19 protein-coding genes are annotated in these 23217 nt (G+C 53.1%); 17 read left to right on the top strand and 2 right to left on the bottom strand.

Going from position 1 to position 23217, the window contains the following annotated elements; genetic code table 11:
• Positions 1–1131: 1131 nt before the first annotated feature.
• Positions 1132–1431 (bottom strand): hypothetical protein, encoded by a 300-nt coding sequence (locus DPF_RS14480; RefSeq protein ID WP_439951201.1) that lies wholly within the window; start codon positions 1429–1431, stop codon positions 1132–1134.
• Positions 1432–1437: 6 nt separating this feature from the next.
• Between DPF_RS14480 and DPF_RS06625 the strand changes: the two genes are divergently transcribed.
• From DPF_RS06625 to DPF_RS06715, 17 genes are all read left to right on the top strand, one after another.
• Positions 1438–3846 (top strand): class I adenylate cyclase domain-containing protein, encoded by a 2409-nt coding sequence (locus tag DPF_RS06625; RefSeq protein WP_369689588.1) that lies wholly within the window; start codon positions 1438–1440, stop codon positions 3844–3846.
• 30 nt (positions 3847–3876) lie between these two features.
• Complete coding sequence (locus DPF_RS06630; RefSeq protein ID WP_069858250.1) at positions 3877–4359, top strand: adenosine-specific kinase; 483 nt, start codon at positions 3877–3879, stop codon at positions 4357–4359.
• Positions 4360–4643: 284 nt separating this feature from the next.
• A complete protein-coding gene (locus tag DPF_RS06635; protein WP_069858252.1) occupies positions 4644–5003 on the top strand; it encodes a hypothetical protein in 360 nt (119 codons plus the stop codon).
• A gap of 129 nt (positions 5004–5132) precedes the next feature.
• Positions 5133–5357 (top strand): hypothetical protein, encoded by a 225-nt coding sequence (locus DPF_RS06640; RefSeq protein ID WP_069858254.1) that lies wholly within the window; start codon positions 5133–5135, stop codon positions 5355–5357.
• Between the two features lie 500 nt (positions 5358–5857).
• Positions 5858–7192, top strand: coding sequence for an ammonium transporter (locus DPF_RS06645; protein ID WP_069858256.1), 1335 nt, complete (start codon positions 5858–5860; stop codon positions 7190–7192).
• Positions 7193–7255: 63 nt separating this feature from the next.
• Positions 7256–7597 carry a P-II family nitrogen regulator gene (locus DPF_RS06650; protein ID WP_069858258.1) on the top strand — a complete coding sequence of 114 codons (342 nt, stop codon included), beginning with the start codon at positions 7256–7258 and terminating at the stop codon, positions 7595–7597.
• 314 nt (positions 7598–7911) lie between these two features.
• Positions 7912–9192, top strand: a complete 1281-nt coding sequence (locus tag DPF_RS06655; protein ID WP_069858260.1) for a 4Fe-4S binding protein — start codon at positions 7912–7914, stop codon at positions 9190–9192.
• 81 nt (positions 9193–9273) lie between these two features.
• On the top strand, positions 9274–9414 hold the full coding sequence (locus DPF_RS13720; protein ID WP_083254558.1) for a Txe/YoeB family addiction module toxin: 141 nt from the start codon (positions 9274–9276) through the stop codon (positions 9412–9414).
• A gap of 397 nt (positions 9415–9811) precedes the next feature.
• Entirely contained in the window at positions 9812–11500 is a 1689-nt protein-coding gene (locus DPF_RS06670; protein WP_176724192.1) for a bifunctional metallophosphatase/5'-nucleotidase, read from the top strand.
• A gap of 45 nt (positions 11501–11545) precedes the next feature.
• Positions 11546–12835: a CBS domain-containing protein gene (locus tag DPF_RS06675; RefSeq protein ID WP_069858268.1), complete on the top strand. Its 1290-nt coding sequence runs from the start codon at positions 11546–11548 to the stop codon at positions 12833–12835.
• A gap of 962 nt (positions 12836–13797) precedes the next feature.
• Positions 13798–14901, top strand: a complete 1104-nt coding sequence (locus tag DPF_RS06685) for an ABC transporter substrate binding protein (protein ID WP_069858272.1) — start codon at positions 13798–13800, stop codon at positions 14899–14901.
• Positions 14902–14946: 45 nt separating this feature from the next.
• Complete coding sequence (locus DPF_RS06690; RefSeq protein ID WP_069858274.1) at positions 14947–15531, top strand: YcjF family protein; 585 nt, start codon at positions 14947–14949, stop codon at positions 15529–15531.
• Positions 15532–15755: 224 nt separating this feature from the next.
• The gene (locus DPF_RS06695) at positions 15756–17444 is read left to right on the top strand and encodes an ATP-binding cassette domain-containing protein (RefSeq protein ID WP_141721077.1); all 1689 of its coding nucleotides are present in this window, start codon (positions 15756–15758) and stop codon (positions 17442–17444) included.
• The gene (locus DPF_RS06700) at positions 17441–17917 is read left to right on the top strand and encodes a hypothetical protein (protein WP_069858278.1); all 477 of its coding nucleotides are present in this window, start codon (positions 17441–17443) and stop codon (positions 17915–17917) included. The genes DPF_RS06695 and DPF_RS06700 overlap by 4 nt, the downstream gene beginning before the upstream one ends.
• Positions 17918–18024: 107 nt before the next feature.
• The gene (locus tag DPF_RS06705) at positions 18025–18996 is read left to right on the top strand and encodes a prohibitin family protein (protein ID WP_069858280.1); all 972 of its coding nucleotides are present in this window, start codon (positions 18025–18027) and stop codon (positions 18994–18996) included.
• Between the two features lie 77 nt (positions 18997–19073).
• Positions 19074–19283: a hypothetical protein gene (locus tag DPF_RS06710; protein WP_069858282.1), complete on the top strand. Its 210-nt coding sequence runs from the start codon at positions 19074–19076 to the stop codon at positions 19281–19283.
• A gap of 344 nt (positions 19284–19627) precedes the next feature.
• Complete coding sequence (locus tag DPF_RS06715) at positions 19628–22069, top strand: MFS transporter (RefSeq protein ID WP_069858284.1); 2442 nt, start codon at positions 19628–19630, stop codon at positions 22067–22069.
• Here the strand turns inward: DPF_RS06715 and DPF_RS06720 are convergent.
• Complete coding sequence (locus tag DPF_RS06720; protein ID WP_069858286.1) at positions 22038–22907, bottom strand: formyltransferase family protein; 870 nt, start codon at positions 22905–22907, stop codon at positions 22038–22040. The genes DPF_RS06715 and DPF_RS06720 overlap by 32 nt on opposite strands.
• Positions 22908–23217 lie beyond the last annotated feature (310 nt).

Genomic DNA, 23217 nt, shown 5'->3' on the forward strand with positions numbered 1-23217 from the left:
GCAGCCGCTTTGTGGGCAGGTAAACTGCGCTCTCTCTTTGCAAGTGGAGACTATACGCGCTGGGATGACCTCCCCAAGATCATCACCAAGATCGTGAAGGAATACGACACGAGCGTGGCTGAAGATACCGAAAGCAACGCCTGGGCTGAAGTGCGGACGTTTTTGTTTAGGTTGGCGTCCAGGACGGCTCAATGCCCCCTGGCCGTGTCGTGCGCGCATGGATTACTTCATTTTGGGGGCCCGGGAAGGGCGATGGCTCTGCATATCCTTTCCCGGCCCTCATGGAGTGAAAACGAGGTCGTCGCCCTTCTTGAACGGTTCAACACATTGGAAACATTATGTATGGTGCATCAAGCCTTGTTGGAGCCGTGCACGTGCAAGGGCTTTTTGCGCACGTGGGCCGAAGGGCAACTCAAACGCTCAAGCGGTTTTGATCCTGAAATTATCTATGCTTTTTGTGTGCGCATGGGTCGGGAGGGCACTCGGTTGGCTTTCCTTCTCCTGCAACATCTTCTAGGTGGCGGGTTTGCACCCTGGTTTGAAACGTTTCTGCAAAGCTTTCGGGATGCTGGGGTTCAAGAGGATGGAGTGTTCGCCGTGCATGCCCTGGGTGAACCTTTGTTTGTCCTGATGCTTGCCGATCATCTTCAGGCCCTTTCTGCAGACAGGCGTATCCGATTTTGCAGGACTGCTGCCGAGCTTTGCCGGGATCAGGCGTCTGCCTTGGGCAGACGTCTTGTGCCCCAGCTAATAGTGTTGGACGCGGCGACTGTGTGTGCGGTGGTTCGTTGTCTGCTTCTCGTGAAGTGGCCCAAGACCCGTGATGTCTTGCGCCTTCTTGCTCACAAAAGACCTGAATTGGCACCACTCCTTGAGCATTTTGCTTTTTTTGTCCCCAGCCCATGGGCCATGGGCAGCACTCCCAAACAGGTTCATAGTAATTCGCCTGCTGTAAACCGGGCCCTTCTTGCAGGACTTTGTCGCATTGATCCTGATGGTATGGCTAAAATGTGTTCGGCAACGGTGTGGCCAGAAGCAAACCAGGATGATTGCCATGTTGTTGCTGACTATGCCCGGGAGTGTTCGCATTGGAGACAGGTCCCGTCGCAACCGACGTTTTGCGGTCCTGACTCATCGGAATGCAAGAAAGGGCGCTGGCAAAGCCTGTTCCATCTGTTTACCCCCAGGAATACGCTGCTTGAAGAAGCTTTGCATCCCTATGACGGGCTGACAGATCGTCATTTCAAGCAAGACCATCTCCACGACCGGGTTATTTCTTCTTGCACGATACGCAATGTGGTGTTTGATGCGTGCTCTTTCACCCATACGGTTTTCGAAAAAGTCCGTTTTCTGGAATGCACTTTTACCGCAATCCATTTGAGGGCATGCATCTTCAAAGAATGCACCTTTTCCAGATGTATGTTCAATCAAGGGGCCATGCATGAAATCTCTATGCAGGGCTGCTTTCTGGAGGATGTGGAAGTTTCCCGGTTTTTGTTTGATGCGTGTTCTTTCTCCCGTCACCGGTTGCAGGGGGGCATGATCGATCAGGTTGCCTTGCGTACGTGCTCGTTGGAACGCGGCGCCGTGGACATGTGCCTTGTTAGACGGGTTTGCTGGGATACATGCACCCTGTCTTCCGTCAGGATCATCGGTACAATGGTGGAGGACGCGTGGATGAGCCGGGCAGAGTGGCATGGGGTGGAGCTTGTTGCCTGTAGGTTGGAGAGGACTCATTTTTTGGGATTGCTCATGCGCAATGCCAGGGTGGATGACACCCGGTTAACTTCCTGCTGGTTTGAAGGGCTGGATTCCCTGGAGCCGGTTTTCTATGCTTCTTGGCTGGATTCCCTTTTCTGGGATGTCTGTTTTGAGACCGGGAAGCATGATGCCTTGCCTGAGAGTCTTGATTCGAAATGGGTGCAGGATGTTCTTGTGGCCTGGCGTTACGAGCAGGTTGTACGGACAACCGAGCAAACCATGTTGCACAACAACAGGCGGCGTATGAACCTGGCCAGCGAAAAGTTTGCGTCTGGCCGGGATGATTTTTTTCGAGTGCTTCCCTGTTTGTTGTGTTCGTCAAACTTCGAAGAATACATGGGGCTGCAGGGGATACCCAGGTGCACCATTGATGGGTTTACGCCCGACTATTCTCAGTTATGTATATTGGACAAGCTTTTTCCGTCCATCAGCGAACGTTCGCTGCCTGACGAACACACTACCATTGTTCGTATTGCTGCTGTCTATACCCTGGGCAGTCTGGGCACGGTGGCCCAGAACAGCAACTCCGATGTAGACGTTTGGGTGTGTCTTGCTGATTCGCAAACGGATACGGTCATGCGTTCCCGGGTGGACATGAAATGTGAGGCGCTTTCTCGGTGGGCCAGGGAAGAGTATGACCTGGAGCTACATTTTTTTGTCATGACCCTGGATGCCATCAGGTCTAACCATTTCGGCATGTTGTCCAGGGAAGGCTCGGGATCGGCTCAGGCCTTGCTTCTCAAAGAGGAGTTTTACCGTACCGCCTTGTTTCTTGGGGGACGCCCTCCCGCATGGTGGGCGATTCCCTGTTGGACGAGCCGCGTCCAGGAAGGATGTGTGCTTTGTCCTGAAAGGGATGCGCGCAGTTGTGATCTTGGGGAGATCAGCGCCATTCCCCAGGAAGAGTTTTTCGGGGCTTCTCTGTGGCAAATCGTGGGTTCGGCGCGCAATCCCTATAAGGCCCTGCTCAAGCTGGGATTGCTCGAAAAATACGCTGTCCAAGGGGCGTCGTTGCACAACATGCTTTCGGAGGCCATCAAGGGCAATCTCCTGCACGGGAAGCAGGAGGTTTCCCAGATCGATCCCTATGGCCTGCTCTATCACGAGCTTGTACTATTTTACAGCCGATTGGGAGATCGTGAAGGGTGCACCCTGCTCAAGGAAAGTTTTCAGTCCAAGATCCGGATGGAGGAAATGGATCTTTCATGTGGTTACCCCCGTCGGCGTGAAGAGCAAAGCCTGCTTTCCCTGTATGGTCCGTCTTCCCGCATTTCCAGGGACAAGATCGCGGCCCTGGGTAAACGGTGGAGCATGGCCAAGACCCTTGAAAGGGGCGAGGCCATGAGCTCATTCATGATCAGGGCATACAAACGGATTCAAGGCAAAGTTTCAGCCAGGGGGAAGGATGTTGCCATCCGTCCCGAAGAGATGACCATGCTCGGGAGAACCATTTTGTCGTATTTTGGTCGGGAACCAGGCAAGGTGCGCCGGATGTTCTTGATGGAAAAGGATACGGACTACCGGGAAATCTATTTGTATGGCGAGAAAACGTCCGACGGGAAGCATGTGTACGCGGCCAAGGCCCGCAGAGAGCACCAACCTAGGATTCTGGAGAGTCTCGAAGTGGTTCGCAGGGATCACAACCCCTTTAGGCTGGTTGCCTGGCTTGCGGTCAACAAATTATTCAGGCCCGGTGTGGAGGTGAGCGGTAATCCGACCTTGGCCCCCCTGTCCGTATCTTTTTTGCAGGGGGCCCTGCAGGGGGTGTTGGAAACCTTCCCGCCCGAAGATGTGTTTCGTGTCAAGCAGGAAGAGCTGCTGGAAGAAAAGCGGATAAAAAAGGTGCTTTGTTTCCTGCAAAAGGGGCCCGAGGCAGACGAGGGTGCGGTGGCAGGTGCGGATATTCTCTATTCCACATCCTGGGGGGAGCTGTACGGTGTGCACCTGGACCATCCGGCCGCGACCATCCGGACCGATCCCTTGGAGTTTTTCGCGCGTAACCTGCCCTGCCCTCTGGACTGGGAAGCCAAGTTGTACCAGTATCGAACGTCAACAGGCAGAATCATGCCTTTGGTATCCACATAATCGAAACAAGTCGGCTCAAAGGAGAAACACATGGAACTATTGACCGTACCCCTTGAAAAACCCCAGGACATGAATTGTATCCTTGGTCAATCCCATTTCATCAAGACGGTGGAAGATCTGCACGAAGCCATGGTCAATGCCGTGCCCATGGCCAAGTTCGGGATCGCCTTTTGCGAGGCCTCCCAGGACTGTCTGGTCCGGTACTCGGGAACCGATCCGGAACTCGTGGAGCTGGCCAAGAAAAATGCCTATGCCCTGGCTGCCGGACATGTGTTCATCATCCTCATGAAGGATTTGTTCCCCCTCAACGTGCTCAATGCCGTCAAGAACGTCAACGAGGTCTGTCGCGTGTTCTGCGCCACGGCCAATCCTGTTGAGGTTATCATTGCCCAGACCACGCAGGGCCGAGGAGTTCTGGGTGTTGTGGATGGGTTCGCCTCCAAGGGCATTGAGACCGAAAAAGACATTGCCGCGCGCAAGGAGTTTTTACGGGCCATCGGCTACAAGGGATAAAGGGATAAGGCCCTTTGTGTACGCTTGACCATTACATCCTTTGCAGGTTGCTGCCTGCAAAGGATTACTTTTTGGAAACCCCAAAAGGTAAGACAATCAAGGGCTTGGCAAAGAACTTATCGGGTCCGAAGTGTTTCCTGGGTGTAACATGCTGAAATGACAGCCACTGATTTGAGGGGCGCTGCCTGCTCACAGACAGACCGTGCCATGGTATGGAAGATGCTACGGCAATGGATGGTTTTGGACCGGATTACCATTTTTCAAGATCATTCAAGGAGCGTCCCATGTCCTGTCCTGGTTGTCTGCAACCATTTATCATCCTTTCCTCCCGCATCGTGAACAATCGGCTCCTGGATATCCGAGGCTTCACCCATGAAGGGATCCTTGATATCGAGTTGGTTCAGCATCCCGAGATCCCTCTTGGGGACGAGGAGCCGTCTCTGGCACAGGACGATGCCCTGGATACCATCGAGGCCTTCAGGGAGGGGCTCATGGATCGTTTGGGTGAACGCGAAATGACCTGGCTCAGAATGCCCATCTCAGGCGTGTACTCCCTGGAGGTCCGACAGGCCGGAAGGGCGGTGCTCTTCTGGATGGGTCGGGAAAAGCAGGTCAGCTGGGCGCCGCTCAAGGAAGATGATTGAAATCCCCTTGTTATTTTAGGGGATAATAACGACAGGAACTTTCATGAAATTTCCATTGCCTTTTCTTGCCTTCTTGGGCAAGGCGGACTCAGGAAGACTGTCAAGGAACCACTCAAGGAGGCATGCAATATGTTCAAGGGAAGCGCTGTAACATTGGGGGCCGGCGATCCCTATTTCTGTACCTGGAACGAACGGAATTCCCAAAGTTTTGTTCCCAAGCCGTCACCGCGTCTGTTCCACCGGCTCGAGGAACATGTTCTCGAACGGATTATCAGGGCGTGCGACCGTTTTTTTGCCGTGGCCATTTTTGCCTGTGGCTGGGTGATCAAGGCGGATGATTCGCCGTACAGATAGAAAAGGTTGTTTGTGCGGTATTGCAAAAGCCCCTGCTTGCAGGGGCTTTTGTCGTTTGGGCTCCACCCAGGTGGAGCAGGAACCTGGAATCTGGCTAAAATGTCAATATTGTTAAATATTATTTATTACAATATGATAAGAACTAAAGGAAAAGGTGCTGCCGGCTGGAGTTCAACGGTGCTGTGATTATAACTTGCTGAAACATAATGAATATTATGATTATGGACTCGGTTGTTGTTCCATGTGAATATAGTTTTCATAATTGTGTATGTGAACGAGGCCATGTCCCTTGGATGTTCTAAAAATAACAAAATTGTTCAAAGTAAAGTGCGTTTTGTGGGAAATATATTTTTTAATTAGTTATATCAATACATTAAGAATATGGCACCTCTCTTGCTGTTTGTGGGGAACAACAATGTTTTCCAACCAATTGCAACAAGGGAGGTTTTTTTATGTCGTGGTCGTGCAGGAGGTCATCTTTCAGAACAGTTTTCAACACAATGTGGCTTACGGGTGCCCTGGTGTGCGCCGTTCTTCCCACGGCAGCCCTTGCTGAATCGGAATCCCTTTCCCAGGGCAATGCCAATATCTTGTGGACACTGATGGCCGCTTTTCTGGTCATGTTCATGCAGGCCGGATTTGCCATGGTGGAGACCGGCTTTACCCGGGCCAAGAATGCCGGGAACATTCTCATGAAAAATGTCATGGATTTTGGTGTGGGCTCCATAGCCTTTTTATTTGTGGGCTTTGCCCTGATGTTCGGTCTGGATGTGGGGGGTGTTTTCGGAGCCAGTGGTTTTGGTCTTTCAGGGGTCACTCCGGCAACTCCGGATGGACAATGGACCCTGACATTCTGGTTCTTTCAGTCGGTATTTTGCGCCACTGCCGCCACCATTGTGTCGGGCGGAGTTGCTGAGCGAACCAAGTTCGGCTCGTATCTCATTGTCAGTCTGGTCCTTTCCACCATCATTTATCCCATTTCCGGCCATTGGTGCTGGGGCAGCCTGTGGCTTGGGGATTCCGGTGCCGGCTGGCTTGAAGGCATGGGATTCACCGATTTTGCCGGCTCCACGGTTGTCCACTCGGTGGGAGGCTGGATAGCCCTTGCCGGAGCCATTGTCCTTGGTCCCCGCATTGGCAAATATTCTCCGGACGGTAAGGCCAAAGCCATTCCCGGGCATAACATCCCTCTGGCCGCACTGGGCGTGTTTATCCTCTGGTTCGGGTGGTTCGGTTTCAATGCCGGCAGCACCACCACGGCCGATGGAACCATCGGGTACATCGCCGTCAACACGTCCCTGGCCGCTTGTGCCGGTGCCATTGGTGCCATGATCATGGCCTGGATCAAGTTTGGCAAGCCTGACACCTCCATGACCTTGAATGGCGTGCTCGCCGGACTGGTGGGAATCACGGCCGGATGTTACGAGGTCGCTCCTTCCGGGTCCATTCTCATCGGGCTTATGGCGGGCTTTCTGGTGGTCCTGTCTGTGGAGTTCATCGACAAGGTTCTGCACATTGATGATCCTGTTGGCGCGGTTTCCGTGCACGGCGTTTGCGGTGCCTTTGGTACCCTGGTGGTTGGTCTGTTCGCGGCCCCGGGATACGGGGATCAGGTCGGCCTGTTCTATGGCGGCGGCATCAGCCTTTTGCTGGTCCAGCTTGTGGGCATAGCCGTTGTTTTTGCCTGGGCGTTTGGCACCGGTCTGGTTCTCTTCAAGGTTATCAAGGCTGTCTGCGGCATCAGGGTCAGTGAAACCGAAGAGCTCAAGGGACTGGATATTACCGAACACGGCATGGAGTCCTACAACGGCTTCCAGATCTTTACCACCGAATAGGGATATGGCCACAGATACCTGCCATATGAATAACGACGCCAAGATCAAGGAGAAAGACACATTATGAAACTCGTCATTGCCTATATCCGGCCCGAACGGCTCAACGCCGTCAAGCAGGCCCTGTATGAAAGGAAAATCTATAACATGTCCGTGACCAACAGCCTGGGCAGCGGCCGTCAAAAGGGTTTTACCGAAACCTACCGCGGAGTGGTCATGGAGGTGAATCTCCTGAAGAAAATTCGTCTGGAAATCGGCTTGAACGATGATTTTCTGGACGCTGCCCTGGCCGCTATCAAACAGGGCGCTCAAACGGGTGCCGAAGGGGATGGAGTTATTTTTGTCCAGGATCTGGAGCAGGCCATCCGCATCCGTACCGAAGAAGAAGGCCCGACCGCCATGGGCTGATTTCTCGAACATACCAATCCGCATACCTCCTTACCTTTGTGCCGGAGGAGGCCGCATCTCCGGCACCACAAGGCCCCTGTATCGTGCAGGGGCCTTGTTTGTGTTTTGGGGGGATAAGTATTTTCTGTGGCCGGAAGATGGTGACTGCCTGGCCAAGATGGATTAGGGATGGTGCACCCAAGGCTGGGGAAATCGTGCACAATCAGCAACGGCCATGTTGTCTTGGGCTGTTTGGTCTCTGGCATGCTGTGAAAAGAAACTTTTTTTTCTTGGTCAGGACGCGTCGCATTGGCAATCAATAACCAGGAGCCCCCATGGGCCATATCATAGCCAAGGACATCTATCGCCAGCTGGGCGAAAAAATCGATAACACCACGGTGCGCACCCCGTGGAATCCGGCGTTGCGGGACCTTTTGCAGGCATTGTACACCAAGGAAGAAGCGGATTTTATTGTGCGCATGCCCTATCGGCCTTCGTCGTTGGAACGGCTGCAGAAGATCATGGGCATGGAGCTTCTTTCCCTGCAGAAACGTCTGGAATCCCTGTGCCACAAGGGACTAGTCTGTGATATCTGGGAGGGAGGCGAATATGTGTACATGGTGAGCCCCCTTGTTATCGGGTTTTTCGAATTCACCATGATGCGCACCAAGGGGGAGTTGTCTCCCAAAAAATGGGCCGAACTTTTCCATGCCTACATGTTTGGCAGCTCCGGGTTTTTTGATGCCAATTTCGGGGATGAGCAGCAGGTTTCCATCATGCGTGCCCTGCCCCATGAACAGACTTTGGGCGATCATGTGGAGATCCTGGATTATGAAAAGGCCCAGGCCCTCATGGACGCCCAGACCTCCTTTGCCGTGGGCATCTGTTCCTGCCGCCATGAAAAGGAGCATCTGGGAGGACGACCGTGTGACGTGCCCCTGGAAACCTGTACCTCCATGGGGTCAGGAGCCGAGTTTCTCATCAGAAACGGGTTTGCCCGGTCCATTTCCAGGGAGGAGATGGAGGACATCACGGCAAGGTCCAGGGACATGGGATTTGTCCTGTCCACGGACAATGTCAGGCAGGACGCAGGATTTATCTGCCATTGCTGCTCGTGCTGCTGCAATCTGCTTCGGGGGATCAGGGAAACCGGGTATTCCGGCATTCTGGTCTCATCCAGCTTTATGGCCCGGTGCGACGAGGACCTGTGCAACGGCTGCGGTCAATGCGTCCGGGCCTGCCCCATTGATGCCATCACCCTGGTGGAGGTTCCGGCTCAAGCTGGGGAACGGCCGCGCAAGAAACCCGTGGTCAATGAGGACTATTGCCTGGGCTGCGGGGTGTGCGGACTGAAATGCCCCACCAAGGCCATGCGTCTGGATGAGCGGACCCGGAAGGTCTTTCATCCCGAGGATTCCATGGAACGGGTCATCCTCCAGAGTCTGGAGCGGGGGACATTGCAGAATCTGCTGTTCGACAATCCCAACAGTCGGACCCAGGGGTTCATGCGCGGGCTGGTGGGAGCGTTTTTGCGGCTTTCTCCGGTGAAAAAGGCACTCATGAGTGAGGCCCTGCGTTCGCGTTTTCTGGACGGGCTGCGTCGGGCCGGAGGGTGAAAATCAGGATAGGTAAGCAGGGAAGATAGCTTCTTGCCATGAGTCGGGATAGAAACTGTAGTTGTGCAATAAACAGGACAAATCAAGCTCGGCAAACCCGAACCCCTCAGGGAGAACCTGGCCGGTTTCTGGTCCCGGCGGATCGATGAAAGCAACCGTTTGATCTATTGTGTGGACAACGGTGATCTGGTCATCATCTCCTGTCGGTATCATTATGACTGATCGAATCGTCTTTTCTGCACGACGGGCTGCGCCCGACCCTCTTCCAGAAAATCTTCGGAAAACTCCTCAAGTGAATGGAAAAAACTATCCCACGTGGGCACGGCAGGTGTGAGAACAACCTGATCGCCTTTTCGGGTGGTTGTGATCTCATCGCCGGGAAGGCTTGCAACGTAAAGATTGTGGTTGGGTATCATGTACTCGTGTTGGGATAAAGCGGAACCTTTTTTTCAAAATGCATTGAATTATTGACGTTGGAGTGATCATGTTGGTCAGACGGTTGTCTTTGCTGGTCGTATGCCTTGTTTCTGTCTTCTTTCTGGGATGTCAGCTTTCCTCCTCTTCCCTTGAGAATGCCTCGCCAACCCTGACATCATCTTTCTCCGGTGGAGAAGCCTCCTTGCCCGGCAGTCGATTTCCTCTCACCATCATGCATCTTAACGACACCCATTCTCATCTCACGTCTCTTGAGGATCAGTCCATTCTGCTGGATGGCGTGAAGACCTCTGTGGACATGGGCGGTCTGGCCCGCATCAGGACCCGGGTTGAGCAGATCCGTTCCCAGCATGCTCATACGCTCCTGCTTCATGCCGGGGATGCGGTCCAGGGAACCTTGTTCTTTACCCGGTATCAGGGCGATGCGGACGTGGCCGCCCTTAATCTGCTGGGTGTGGATGCCATGGCCGTGGGCAACCATGAGTTTGACAAGGGGCCCCAACTTCTGGCTCGGTGGGCAGACAAGGCGGATTTCCCCTTGCTTGGTGCCAATGTCGATGTTTCGGGTGAGCCGCGGCTTCAGGGGAAGATCAGGCCCTACGTGATCAAGACCCTTGGGGGGCATCAGGTAGGGATCATCGGGTTGACCACCCCGGAGACCGCTTTTGTATCCAGTCCGGGGGAGACGGTACAATTCGATGACGTGGCCGCAACGGCCAGAAACATGATCACCGAGCTCAAGGGCCAGGGGGTAAACAAGATCATTGCCTTGACCCATCTGGGCTATGAACAGGACATGGCCCTTGCCAGGGGTGTGGACGGGATTGATCTCATTGTGGGTGGTCACTCCCATTCCCTGCTAGGGGAAAACAGGGACCTCGGCATGACGGTTGACGGACCTTACCCCACCAGGGTCACCTCCCCGGATGGCTCGCCCGTGTACATTGTCCAGGCCTGGGCCAAGGCCCGTGAGCTGGGAACCCTTGGTGTGAAGTTCAATGGCGAGGGGGTGATTGAGGCGTGGGAGGCTGATCCTGTCATCGTGTTGGGAGACAGGTTCAAGCGCAAGGATGGTTCCGGGAAAAAAATCATGATGACGGGAAAGGCGCACAAGATGATTCTGGACGCGATCAACGACACTGCGGGAATGGCTGTTGTTGAACCTGACCAGACCATGGCCGCCCTGATCGCTCCTTATGCCGAGGGGGTAAAAGAGATGGCCACCGAAGTGGTCGCCCGCGTGGCCGAAGATCTTGACCATGTTCGCGTTCCCGGTTTCGACCGATACGGCAAACGGGATGATTGTCCCAACGGCAGTCTTGTGGCCCCGCTGGTTGCCGATTCCCTGCTCTGGAAGGCCAATGCCCACGGGCTGCGTGCGGATCTGGCCCTGCAAAACGCCGGCGGGGTAAGGACCTCCCTGCATGAAGGCGGGCTGACCGTGGGCCATGTCTACACCCTGTTGCCTTTTGGCAATACGTTGGTGGTGTTGGAGCTTTCCGGTCGAGAGGTGCACCTGGCCATTGAACAGGGGGTGGACGCGGCCCTGCATGGCAATGCAGGGGCTTTTCCCTATCCGAGTCATGCTCGTTTTTTGCTGCATCCGGGGGCTTCCAAGGGAAGTCGGGTCACGGACATGGAGATCAGGGACGCCGATGGCGTCTGGCAGCCCCTTGATGCGGACAGGATCTACCGCGTGGCCGTAAACAGTTATATGGCCAGGGGCGGTGACAGGTACCATGTTCTGGAACAGAGTGTAAAAAAACGGTATGATACCGGGTTCGTGGATGCTCAGACGTTCCTTGAGTACGCAGCTCATCGCAATATTTTGCATAGGCCTGAACAGACCGGCATCCGTGTCGTGAGTGAATGACGAAGGTCATTCACCAGCCCCCCCTTTTTCAAGGAGACCGCTTTCATGCGCATTGTCACCACCCATACCAATACAGATTTCGATGCCCTGGCCTCCATGGTGGCGGCCACCTTTCTGTATCCCGGAACCATCGGCATCCTGCCCAGCCAGATACGGTCTAATGTGAAGGCCTTTTTATCCCTGCATCAGGACCTTTTTCATATTGTTCCGCGCAAGGGGTTTGATCTCGAAGGGGTGAAGGAGCTTGTGGTTGTGGACGCCAACAATTGGGGACGGCTGGAGCGGATGACCGAGCTGAAGGACAGGGATGGCGTAAAGATCCATGTGTGGGATCATCACATGCAGGGAGCAAATATAGAGACCGAACGCATGCGTCGCCATGAACTCGGGGCCAATGTGACCCAGATGGTGGAGGAGATGAAGGCCCGGGATTGCGCCTTTTCACCCATGCACGCCACCTTGTTTCTGCTCGGGATTTACGATGACACAGGCAGACTTTCCTATCCTTCGGCAACCCCCAGGGACGCGGCCATGACCGGATTTCTCCTGGAAAACGGGGCGGATCTGAACGTGGCCACAGCTTATCTTTCGTCTTCGTTTGATAACGGCCAGACCGACATTCTGACCAGTATGCTGGCCAGAGACGAGGTCGTTTCCGTGTCCGGGTTCGACGTGGCCGTGTGCCTTGTTGATCAGGAATGCGGTTCGGCCATGCTCGCTCCGGTGGTCACCAAGTACAAGGAGATCAAGGGGGTGGACGGGGTGTTTGGCGTTTTCAGGCTGGATGATCAATCGTGCATTGTCATTGCCAGGTCAGGACATCGGGATCTGGATGTGGGTTCGGTTATCCGTATCCTGGGCGGAGGAGGGCACCCGGCCGCCGGTTCGGCCATGGTCAAGTCAGGGGATGTGGATGCCTTGTACGCTCAGGTGTGCGATCTGGTCAGGGAAATGGACAAGCCCCAGGTGACTGTTGCAAAGATCATGTCCGGTGCGGGCAACTGGTTGACCCCGTCCATGAAACTTGAGGAAGCACGCATGGTTTTGGACCAGGAACCTTTGCATGCTGCCCTGGTGGTGGAAAACGGTGCATGCCTGGGCCTTCTGGGCCCGGTGGAGATGAGCAAGGTCAAACGGCCGTCACAATGTGCCTCTCCGGTCAAGGCGTTCATGCGCAGAAATATCCAAACCATCGGACCGGATCAGGGCATCCAGGAGGCCCTGCGGCTGTTTTCCAACACGGGTGTGCCCATGCTGCCCGTTGTTCGGGAGGGCAAGGTGGTGGGCAAGGTGACCCGAACGGATCTGATGCTGCAAATGTACGATCTGGGGTAAACCTTGCTGGTCGTACTCGGTTGCATTTTATAAAAAAACCGGCCCTTTCTCCGTAGAATATAACGGAGAAAGAGCCGGTTTGGTATGTGTGTTCAGATGAAAGGAATCAGAATCCCCATCTGAATTTGATCCACGCCCCGTTGGCCGTGAAGTCGTCGTTGTACTGGGTGGTGCAGCATCCAGGAGACATGGATAGCGTTTGTAACGCAAATAGGGTCAGGAACCATGGAGATTTCATGATCAGAAACAGCTCATGGTTTATCAACGTGTTATCAAGGCTGAGCACCATGGGAAGGGGGTCATGTTTGCTGATTAAAGTAACGGTTTGGATGATGGGTCGTGCGTCACCACCCATCAGGATGATTTTTGCCTGGATAAAGGTTTGCAGTTGCAAGCATCTATTTTTGATTCAGATCGGGAGTGCTTTCTGAATCCCGCGTCAAACATCGAAGAGTTTAAATTTATTAAACTCTTGCAAATATGGGTTGAAAAATATATTGCAACAAGTGTTATACACATGCTGATTTTTTTCTAGACTATTTTTTTTTGGCCTGTTTTTGATTTTTGTTATAAAAAAAGGATAGATAGAATTCGTCATAAATAGATGCTGCGATTGTCTGGCAGTAACATCTGCTCACACTGCGGCAACAGATCTTTCTGTGGTATTGGGCGAGACGAGCAGTCACGGAGCCATCACTTCCTTTTATCCAAGAACGCCTAGGCATATGGGCATTATGAAAGCAGGTCATGCCCACAGCCGTGAGTCGAATGCGAAGAAAGTGTCTTGCTCTTTATAGTGCAGCCTTTTGATTAGTTGGCATTGGGACCACAGTTCAAGACGCCACCCAGAGCATACAGCATTGTGATACAGTACAAACCAGTTGCGACAGAAGCCCTTTTCCCCCGGATGCGCGTGTTTCATGCCGTCTGTACGTTCGCACCCTTCAGGAGTCCCGTCTTCAATGCGCATTTTAGCTTACTGCTCATTTTTTTTCCTGTGCTGGGGAATCTGTTCCCCCTGCCTGGCCGCCAATAGTTCCTCAGCGCCTGCAGCCCCCACATCTCAACCTTCGGATGTCACCCCGAAAGCAAGAAACATCGCCTATTTTGAAGCTGGTCCCTATTGGGAATTCGCCATTATACAGGATCATGTTGTTGAGGCTCTTGGTCAACGCGGCATCCTTGATCACCTGGCGTTCCCGGAACGTCTTGTCATCAGTCCCGGATGGGTCGCTACGGAGGATGTATACCGTGCTGAAGCCAGAAAATTGATGAATGACCCCTCGGTGGATCTCATCATCAGCATGGGTACCGTGGCGACCCAGGCCCTGCTGGCTGAAAACAACGGCAAGACGCCCATTGTTTCCATTGACGTGGCCGACCCTGTTGGTTCGGGTATTGTTGATGCGGAAACAGGCAAGGGACCGGCAAACCTGACGCTGTACTACATAAAGGACAAGTGGCGCAAAGTTTTTGTGCTTTTTTATCAGGCATTGCCGTTCAAGAGGCTGGGAATCATGTATCATGATTCTCCGGAGGGGCGTTCCTATTCTAACCTCAACGAGGCCCGGGAGGTTGCTCGGGAATATGGTTTCACCCTTGTGGAGTATGCGGATCTCGACAAGGAAGAAAGCGTGCAGTCCTGTGCCGCCGGCGTCAACACCTTGCTCAAAAAGGACATTGATGCTTTCTATATTTCCGCTTTGAATTGCTTTGACTGGACCCATGCAAACCCCAAACCCATACTTGATCTCTTGCATGAGCACGGCATCTGGACCTTTGCCCGTGACGGAAGCGTGCAGGTGCGCCATGGGGCGCTCATGGGACTCTCCACCCTCGACTATATTCAGTTGGCAGAGTTTTATGCCGACAGAATCGGTCATCTGCTGGGACTTCTTCCCGAAGACACGCCTCTGGTCCAGGGAGAGTATCATCCGAAAATTACACTGAACCTGGACACGGCAGAGTCCATGCATCTTGATGTGCCGCGGGTGTTGCTTATTACCGCCGATGAAATATTCGATTCCAGCCTCACTGCTGTGCGTGATGTCCATATGGAAAAATAGGGTCAGGCAAATCGTTGAAACAAATTTGAACACAAGGAGGATCAAATGGCCAAAAAAAAAGCCGAGACAGGGAATGACGCATTGAAGGAACAGCCGGTGGAGAATATGGCGGAAAATACGCAAGACCACGAGGCTCGCGTATTACCCTCTGAAGACGAGATTGACGCCATTATCCGCAAACGTGTGTACGCGGCCGTTGGCGTGGGATTTGTTCCTGTCCCGCTGGTGGATCTTGCCGCATTGACTGCTGTTCAGTTGGAATTGATCCATGCATTGGCCAAGGCCTATGGCGTGGAATTCAAAAAGGAACGGGCCAAATCCATTATTTCGTCTCTGTGCGGCGGCGTTGTTTCCGTGGCGTCAGTGCCTTTTTTTGCTTCCCTTTTCAAAAGCCTTCCTGTTGTGGGCAGTACTGCAGGAGCCGCCACCGTTTGTATCGTTGGGGGCGGGGTTACCTATGCCATTGGTTCGGTTTTTGATCGTCATTTCAGGCACGGAGGCACCCTGCTTGATTTTGATGCCCAGAACGCCAAATCCTATTTCAAGACCAAGGTGGAAGAAGGGAAGGATATTGCTGCCAAAATGAAACCGAAAAAGGACGATGCCGCTGGTGAAGCTGCTACCCTTTGATCGGTTGGTATGCTCAAGGTTTTCAGCCCCGTTTGCCCCGGATCATGATCCGGAACAAACGGGGCTCGTCAGAAAAAAAGCATGTTCGTCCCATGTATGGTACGTGTCACGGTCGGGGAGGAGCATGCTGCATGACTATCGTGTACTCTGTAGCTGCATGAGAATTGTGCAAGTGTTTTGAGGAGCAGGGCGGTGTTCATGACATTATTGACAAGACGACTCATATGAAATCCATGTTGGACATCAAGAATTCGTATTTTTTCACTCTGCTCAGATCCCGGTCCGGTCCTGAAGGAACCAAACTCGTTGCTGCCTGTCTTGCAGCAGGCCTGATGCAGGGATTGGCTGTTTTCACCGTGTTGCAGGGGCTGGAACAGCTTTGTGACACAGGGATCCGCTTTCATACCTTTTTGGCATTTCTGGTGTGTCTGGGTATTTTTTACTATCTTTTCAGGTATATGACGGAGCACGCCGCTTTGATCGCACTCCGGGGCGTCATGGAGTGGCGAATGCGTGTGGCCACCAAACTTCGCGGCATTTCGTTGAAGGAGTATGACAAACTGGACAAGGGCTGGGTACAGTCCGCTCTGGTGGATGAGCGCGAAATGGTGGTGGAGGCCACCCGGATGCTCATGGCGTCAGCTGCAAGCACCATTATGATTCTGGTGTCCTTTCTCAAGATGTTCACGGTATCCGTACCCGGCGCCCTTGTTGTTATTGTGTTTTTGTGTCTGGGATTGGTGATCTTTCTGCGTCTTGTTCACGGGGTCTACGCCTTCATGGAAACGGCCGGGAGTGCTGAAACGGATTTTTCAGCCAGTCTGCTGGATTTGCAGGATGGATTTCGTCAGCTGAAGCAACACAAGCCCAAGACTTCGGATCTTTTTGCCAACTATGTCATGCCCGGTCTGGGGCGGGCAGCAGCGGCCCGCAAGGCAACGGAGCGACGCCATGCCCTGGCCATTTCGTTTTTTGCGGTTTTCAATCTGCTGATTTTGGGACTTATTCTTTTTTTGATGCCGGGCTTTCTGGGCCTTGATGTCACTGCCACCTCAACCATTCTGGTACTGAGCATGTTCAGTTTGAGTCCCATGATGAGTCTGGTGGGATTTGTTCCCCTTTTGACCAAGGTGGAAATGAACCTGCAGGATCTGACCTCTTTGGAACAGCGCCTGGATTCCATGGCCGAGGAATTTGAGATCAAGGGGATAGCTACCCATTGGCAGCACAAGGATCCTGTAGTCCCCCCTTTCGAGTCCCTGTGCCTTCGTGATGTTCGGTTTGATTATTTTGACAAGCAGGGAATGCGCGTTTTTGGCATTCACGTGGATGAATTTGTGCTGCGGCGTGGAGAACTGGTTTTCATCCGGGGGGGGAATGGATCAGGTAAATCCACCTTCATGAACGTGCTTTCCGGGTTGTATGCGGCTCAATCAGGCATGTTTTTCTGCAATGACCGGCCCCTGGCGGATTGGGGTATGGAAGTATATCGTAATCTGTTCGCGGTTCTGCCCTCGGAATTTCATCTTTTTCGCACTCCCTTGGGCGTGCATGCCCCAGCAGATCAAGTTGAAGATGTTCTGCGACTGATGCGCATCGAATCCAAAGTCTCTGTGAACCAGGACGGCTCTTTTTCCACCCTGGAACTTTCTGCTGGCCAGCGAAAACGTCTGGCCCTTGCCTGTGCCTTGTTGGAAGATCGGGATGTGTATCTGTTTGATGAAGTTGCAGCGGATTTCGATCCGGGATTTCGAAACTTTTTTTATGAATCCCTGTTGCCGGATCTGCAACGCAAAGGGAAAACCATTTTGGCCATCTCCCACGATGACAGGTATTTTCATGTAGCCGATCGTGTTTTGTGCATGCGAGACGGTGTCTTTACTGAAAACGGCCACGACAAGGAAAAGTCATGAGAATTTTTTTTGTTTGCATTTTTCTGGTCGTCGGAGCGGTTATTTTGGGGACAAAAGGATATCATTCCCTGGAACCGAAAACAAATATTGAAATGGTGCGGGCATTGTATGAAGAAGTCAACAAGACTCTCCCATCTGTTGTAAGCTCAAAAGAGCATGTTGCTATTATTCATGAACGTCTCGAGTGTTATAAAACAAATTATGATTATACGAAGAGAATACGGACTTGCAACAATTCCTATGTTAAAGATTTGGTAGAACAGGCAAGAAAAGATATTCAGTCTCATCCTGACATGGGAAATTTTGTTAAAAAAATAAATATATGTCCTGTAATGTACAGTATGTGTGTTGGCCAGACTGGAAATGACGTAGAAAGATGTGTTGTTTTTGAAAAACAATGCATAGATCATATGCTTGATAAATTTTGGCGTGGTGGAGAATCTTATATACAACAACAATATCGATTTCACTAATGAATAAAAAACTTTTGTGCATACGTCGAAAATTAAGCAAATACAGAACGCATTGTATTGTTTTTGGTTTGGCATTCACGCTTATACTTGTGTTTCTTTGGCCGCAAATGGTCATTTCCGTCCGTCCTGGTGAATTGGGCGTTCTGTATTCCCGGTTTGGCGGGGGAACCCAGTTGGACAGAACCTATCAGGAAGGGCTGCACCTCATCGCCCCATGGAACATCCTGTTTATTTATGATGTCCGCATTCAGGAGGAAACCCAGGAGGTGGACGTCCTGACCGTAGATGGTCTGACCGTGAAAGTGGAGGCCTCGTTGCGATATCAGCTGGTGCGCGACAGCCTGCCCCTTTTGCATCAGCAGATCGGCCCGGAATATAAGCGCAAGGTCGTCCTGCCCATCATGACCTCGGCCGTGAGGCAGACTGTGGGCAGCTATCGTCCCGACGATTTGTACTCCTCGGCCAGGCAGGAACTCCAGGACAAGATGCTGGTTGATGCTGCCGAAGAAATGGGGCGCATACCCATTCTCGTGCACTGTTTTGTGGTCAGAAAAATCGTGCTGCCTGAAATACTGAGCAAGGCCATAGAGGATAAGCTGGTAACGGAACAAAAATATCTGCGTTATCACTATCTTTTGCTTGAAGCCCGGGAAGAGGCCAAGCGCAAGGCCATCGAGGCTCAGGGCATCCGGTACTATCAGCGGTTGGTCAACGAAAATATGACGGATAATTATCTGCGCTTCGAGGGCATCCGTGCCACCCAGAACCTGGCTGCATCGCAAAACGCCAAGATCGTGGTGGTGGGAGGCGGCAAGGATGGGCTGCCCATCATCCTCAATGCACAGGATGCGTCAAAACCAGTGGATGGGGAAAACGCCACGCTTCAGAATGTGTCCAACGCATCTGCCAAGCAAGCTGCTCCGGTCACCGGTCCTGCCGAAGACCCTGCCATGCGTGAAAAGGGTGGCGACACGGGATGGAAGGATCGCAAGGCACAATTTGCTGATTTTCTCAAACAGCTTGATGCAACCCTGCTCAATCCGGAAAAAACCGTCCTGGGAGATACTTCTGAAAAATGATGGAGCAGGGTGCTGACGTATGCAATGTCTTTGAGTCCAATACTCTTTTATAGAATGATCAGCAGGGGGATAAGGAGATGCAACTATCTTTTCTGATTTTCTTGGGAAGCCTGTTTGTCGGCTACCTGGGGCGTAATTGCCGGTTTGGCTTCTGGGGGAATTTTTTCGCCAGCATGCTCTTGACCCCTCCTGTGGGCTTCCTGCTTGTTCTGGCTGCTCAGCCCAAAAAGGACGCAGCTTCCTCCCAAAAGGACCGGGACCATCTTTCGTGTTCGGAGCATTCATAACGTTTGGGGTGTTATGGACAGAGGCTTTGTATCTTTCCCTCCATGTGCGGGCCACTTTCCTTTTTCCTTTTACGGGACAGGGTTGCGCCAGGCTGTTGGCTTGCTTCTTCCCTTGTCTCCATCATGTCATGGCTACAGCCTTTTGGGGCGCCAACAAACGGCCTCTCCTTTTCCCCCTGGAGTTGCCGTGGGGTGTTTTGGGTCCCATGAGAGTGCGCGTCACGTATCTTCAGGTACAACGCGTCAGCAAACGATTTTCAGTTCCCCTTGGACGTGCTCGTGGTTTCTGCCGAAATATTGAACAAAGGCGTCCGGCCGTATTACCCGAGGAGAACTGACCTCTGATGAAAAAAGGCAATCCCCTTGTTTCCCTGCGTCTTTCCATAGGCATTCTTTCCACCCTGGTTTTCGTGCTGACCATGGGGTTTAATGCCCTCTTGTCCGTATCCACCCTGGATCGGCTGGCCACCCGTTCTCTTCTTGCCGGGTATCGGAGTGCCGGGGAGCATCTGGCTCTGACCATTGAACGGGGATTACGCTTTAAGCCTTTGGAAAGATATACGGGCATGACCGATCTGCTGCATGACCTGCGTGACGGTGCAGAAGGGATTGTGCGCGTGGAAATCGAGGATTCCCAGGGTAACCTGCTTTATGCGGTTCCTCAGGAAACCGACCTGCAGAAAAGAAAGACCGAGAAGGGAAGATCGTCGGAGTCCGAAGTGTCATCCACCCGGCAGACCTTTGATCGTTCAGTGCTGGATGACCCCTCCCTGATGCTCCGGGATTCCTGGGCGGGACCTGCAACCTATCGCATCCTTGTGCCCCTCCGGCATAAGGATGGGCTGGTGGGAGGTATAGCTCTGGAAATCTCCAGAGAAAGACTCGGTTCCGTGACCCGGGGCTTCATGCGCTGGGCCCTGCTGCTCCTGGGTGTTTCCTGCGTGATGATCTGTGTTGCCTTGGCTGGTTGGATCGGCATGATGACGGCGACTCCTCAGGCCCGTGCCCGATTTTCCAGATCCCTTTCCATTCTGTTGATTGTGCTCATCGGCGGCACGCAGTTGGCGTACTCCGGGGCCATGCTGACCTTGTTTCATTCGTTTATGGAGCAGACCCTCCGGGACAAGGCCGGATTCACGGCCCATTACATAGAGCGTGATTTCGAATACATGGTCCACAAGGGCGTGGATGTGCGTTCCTTCAAGGATTCGGGTGCCCTGCTTGATCGTATCGTTGCCATGCATCCGGAACTGAGCGGGGCTGCATTGGTCCTGCCGGAGGGCCATGTGCTGGCCTCTGCAGGGCAATTGGACGGGGGGGCGGAATATGTGGAGACGTCCATTGATGCCTATTGGCCCAGCCGTTTTCGTCAGCGGCTGGGGGTCATGAATATCCGTCTGTATCCGGATACCGGCTACCTGGCTGGCAAGGTCCGTTCCCTGGCCATTGATCTGACCACCTCCCTGGTGATCAGTCTGCTTTTTCTGATGGAGCTTGCCCGCCTTTTGCGCATGCTGTCCGTGCGCATGGCCCAAGCCATTTTTACGGAAAAGGAACAGGAAGCCCCTGTTTTGCACAACGAGATGCTGGTGACCCTGCGTGCTGCAGGGTTCCTGTTCTTTTTGGGCTATGACATGTGCATTTCCTTTATCCCTCTCATGGCCCGCGAACTCCCTGCCCCCATGTGGGGGATTTCCCGGGAGGTATTGCAGGGAATGCCCATTTCAGCCGAGATGATCTGCGCCGGGGTGGCCCTGCTTTTGGGAGGGATCCTTTCCGAACGATTCGGATGGCGGCGTGGTTTCATTCTGGGGGCAGCAGTTGCCTCCCTTGGCCTTGTTGTGGCCGGGACAGCCTCCTCGCTGCCGGGTTTTATCGCCGGGCGCGGTATTTCCGGTTTCGGGTTTGGTCTGGTTTTGATGGCCGCCCAGATAGGCACGCTTGATAATAAAAATTCCGGGGCTGGCTTGGCCGGAGTCTTTGCTGGCATTTTTGCGGGCAGTATCTGCGGATCAGCCGCCGGGGCTCTGCTGGCTGAACGTCTGGGATTTGAGACCGTCTTGCTTGTTGCTGCCGTGCTGGTGCCTTTTTCCATTTTCGCCTTGGTCCTGAACAGATCCAAAGCGCATACTCCTGACCCGTCTTTTCAGGAGCCAAGCCGAAAAGAAGGGAGCGAGGCGGCCCTGGTCTGGGCGTTTCTCAAAGATCCCCGCATGCAATTTTTGCTGGTCTTCATAGGTTTTCCTGTTGCCTTATGTCTGACCGGATTTTTGTATTACATGCTTCCTCTGATGCTTGCCGAAAACCAGGCAACACAAGGAGATATCGGGCGTTTTTTCATGGTTTACGGCCTGTGTTTTATCACTGCGGGACCTCTTTGGGGCCGTCTTCTGGATCGATCCCGCAAAAAGGCATTTTTTGCCATGCTCACGGGTCTGCTTTCAGGGGCATCCATGGTCATTGCGGGGTTGTCATCCCAGATGGTCGTTGTTGTCTTTGCCGTGATCCTCAGCGGTATGGCTCAATGCCTGGCCGCTCCCTCGACCATGCTTTGCATTGTTGCCTTGCCCTCGGCACAGCGTCTGGGGCGGGGCAAGACCGCCGGCATCTACAGGACCCTGGAGCGCGTTGGTCAGGTACTGGGGCCGATTCTTTTTGGGGTCGCCCTGGCGCATTTTGGCGTGTCGGCCATATTGCTATGGGTGGGAGTCGGGGGCTGCGTGCTGGCTGTGGCATTCATGTGTTTGTGGCGGCTCAACAGTCCGTCAGGGGACAAAGGCGTTTGATTTCAGACATGAGAGGATCCTGCATGCCTCCGGGAAGGTACCAGGAGAGCATTTCCTGATAATCTTCCGAGGTAACAATGGCGTTTCCCTTTTCCCGGAATCGTCTGAAATCAGCTTCCGTGGGATAGCTGTAGTATCGCCGGGCGGATGGGTCCTGAGGATGTGTCTGCAGGTGGTCGCCCTGGATGAGGGTAGGCAGGTGACGCAGGAACGTAGCAACTCCTGCAAAGTATGTGTGTACAAAGTTCCACAACAGGGAGCGGGAGTAGTTGACAGGGGTCCATCCGATTTCAACCACGGGGCCGCTGTCAATGCCCTTGTCAATCTGAAAAAGGGTGCATCCCGAACGGTCATGCTCCTGGAGCATGGCCCAGAAAGGGGCACACAATCCCTGGATTTGAGGGAGCCTGCCCGGGTGCATGCCGTAGGCGCCCAAAGGGGGGATTTCAAGGATTTCTTCGGGAAAGATGTAGTCGTAGCGGCAGGAGAGAATCAGATCCGGAGCCAGACGTTGCATTGCATCTATGACCTCTCTGGAACGGGCTCGACCCCAGTGGTGCACCGGAAGCTGAAACATGGATGAAAGCCCTGCAGGTGTCAGGCAAAGGGCACCGCTTCCCACGGGAACATGCTGTTCCAGAAAGGGGTAGAAAGTTTCCAGGGGAAAATCACGTTCGTAGGTGAGCAGCGTGGCTGCCGAGGGGGTTTCCCGTTCAGCCTTGAGGACATAGTCGGACAAAATGACATGGATTTGGTGATGCGGGGCCAGGGCTCGAACCAGAATGTTCAAGGCCAGATTGCCGGCCAGGTCGTGTTTTGCACAGATGGCTATCTTCATGGGGATTCCATAGGGTGGGAGGATTGGATGTTCTGTGTAACATTTTGTCTAACGTATTACATACCATACCTTTTTTGGGCATGCCAGCCCCATTTTCTCGGTATCTGTGGCTGTGAAGCAAGAATGATGTCTCTTTTTCACGGGGATCCCGCAGATGGAACAGGTTGGGACCACGTGGCCAGAACCATGCGTAATGTTTGAAGGCGAAAGTGGCCAGCCATCTCTGCTGTGATCATATCAATTTATTTTTATTGATAAATGGTTACGTTGCCGGTGTAAAACAAGTTACGAGTACTGTACCGTAGAACAT

The sequence above is a fragment of the Desulfoplanes formicivorans genome, from assembly GCF_001748225.1.
In the GTDB taxonomy this organism is placed as follows: Bacteria; Desulfobacterota; Desulfovibrionia; order Desulfovibrionales; family Desulfomicrobiaceae; genus Desulfoplanes; species Desulfoplanes formicivorans.

Coding starts and splice junctions, on each gene's coding strand:
- DPF_RS06655 (WP_069858260.1), top strand. CDS start 7,912: ATGGGCCATATCATAGCCAAGGACATCTATCGCCAGCTGGGCGAAAAA.
- DPF_RS06640 (WP_069858254.1), top strand. CDS start 5,133: ATGTTCAAGGGAAGCGCTGTAACATTGGGGGCCGGCGATCCCTATTTC.
- DPF_RS06720 (WP_069858286.1), bottom strand. CDS start 22,907: ATGAAGATAGCCATCTGTGCAAAACACGACCTGGCCGGCAATCTGGCC.
- DPF_RS06675 (WP_069858268.1), top strand. CDS start 11,546: ATGCGCATTGTCACCACCCATACCAATACAGATTTCGATGCCCTGGCC.
- DPF_RS06630 (WP_069858250.1), top strand. CDS start 3,877: ATGGAACTATTGACCGTACCCCTTGAAAAACCCCAGGACATGAATTGT.
- DPF_RS06700 (WP_069858278.1), top strand. CDS start 17,441: ATGAGAATTTTTTTTGTTTGCATTTTTCTGGTCGTCGGAGCGGTTATT.
- DPF_RS06690 (WP_069858274.1), top strand. CDS start 14,947: ATGGCCAAAAAAAAAGCCGAGACAGGGAATGACGCATTGAAGGAACAG.
- DPF_RS06710 (WP_069858282.1), top strand. CDS start 19,074: ATGCAACTATCTTTTCTGATTTTCTTGGGAAGCCTGTTTGTCGGCTAC.
- DPF_RS06715 (WP_069858284.1), top strand. CDS start 19,628: ATGAAAAAAGGCAATCCCCTTGTTTCCCTGCGTCTTTCCATAGGCATT.
- DPF_RS06685 (WP_069858272.1), top strand. CDS start 13,798: ATGCGCATTTTAGCTTACTGCTCATTTTTTTTCCTGTGCTGGGGAATC.
- DPF_RS06650 (WP_069858258.1), top strand. CDS start 7,256: ATGAAACTCGTCATTGCCTATATCCGGCCCGAACGGCTCAACGCCGTC.
- DPF_RS06625 (WP_369689588.1), top strand. CDS start 1,438: ATGCATGAAATCTCTATGCAGGGCTGCTTTCTGGAGGATGTGGAAGTT.
- DPF_RS06705 (WP_069858280.1), top strand. CDS start 18,025: ATGGTCATTTCCGTCCGTCCTGGTGAATTGGGCGTTCTGTATTCCCGG.
- DPF_RS06645 (WP_069858256.1), top strand. CDS start 5,858: ATGTGGCTTACGGGTGCCCTGGTGTGCGCCGTTCTTCCCACGGCAGCC.
- DPF_RS06695 (WP_141721077.1), top strand. CDS start 15,756: ATGAAATCCATGTTGGACATCAAGAATTCGTATTTTTTCACTCTGCTC.
- DPF_RS06635 (WP_069858252.1), top strand. CDS start 4,644: ATGTCCTGTCCTGGTTGTCTGCAACCATTTATCATCCTTTCCTCCCGC.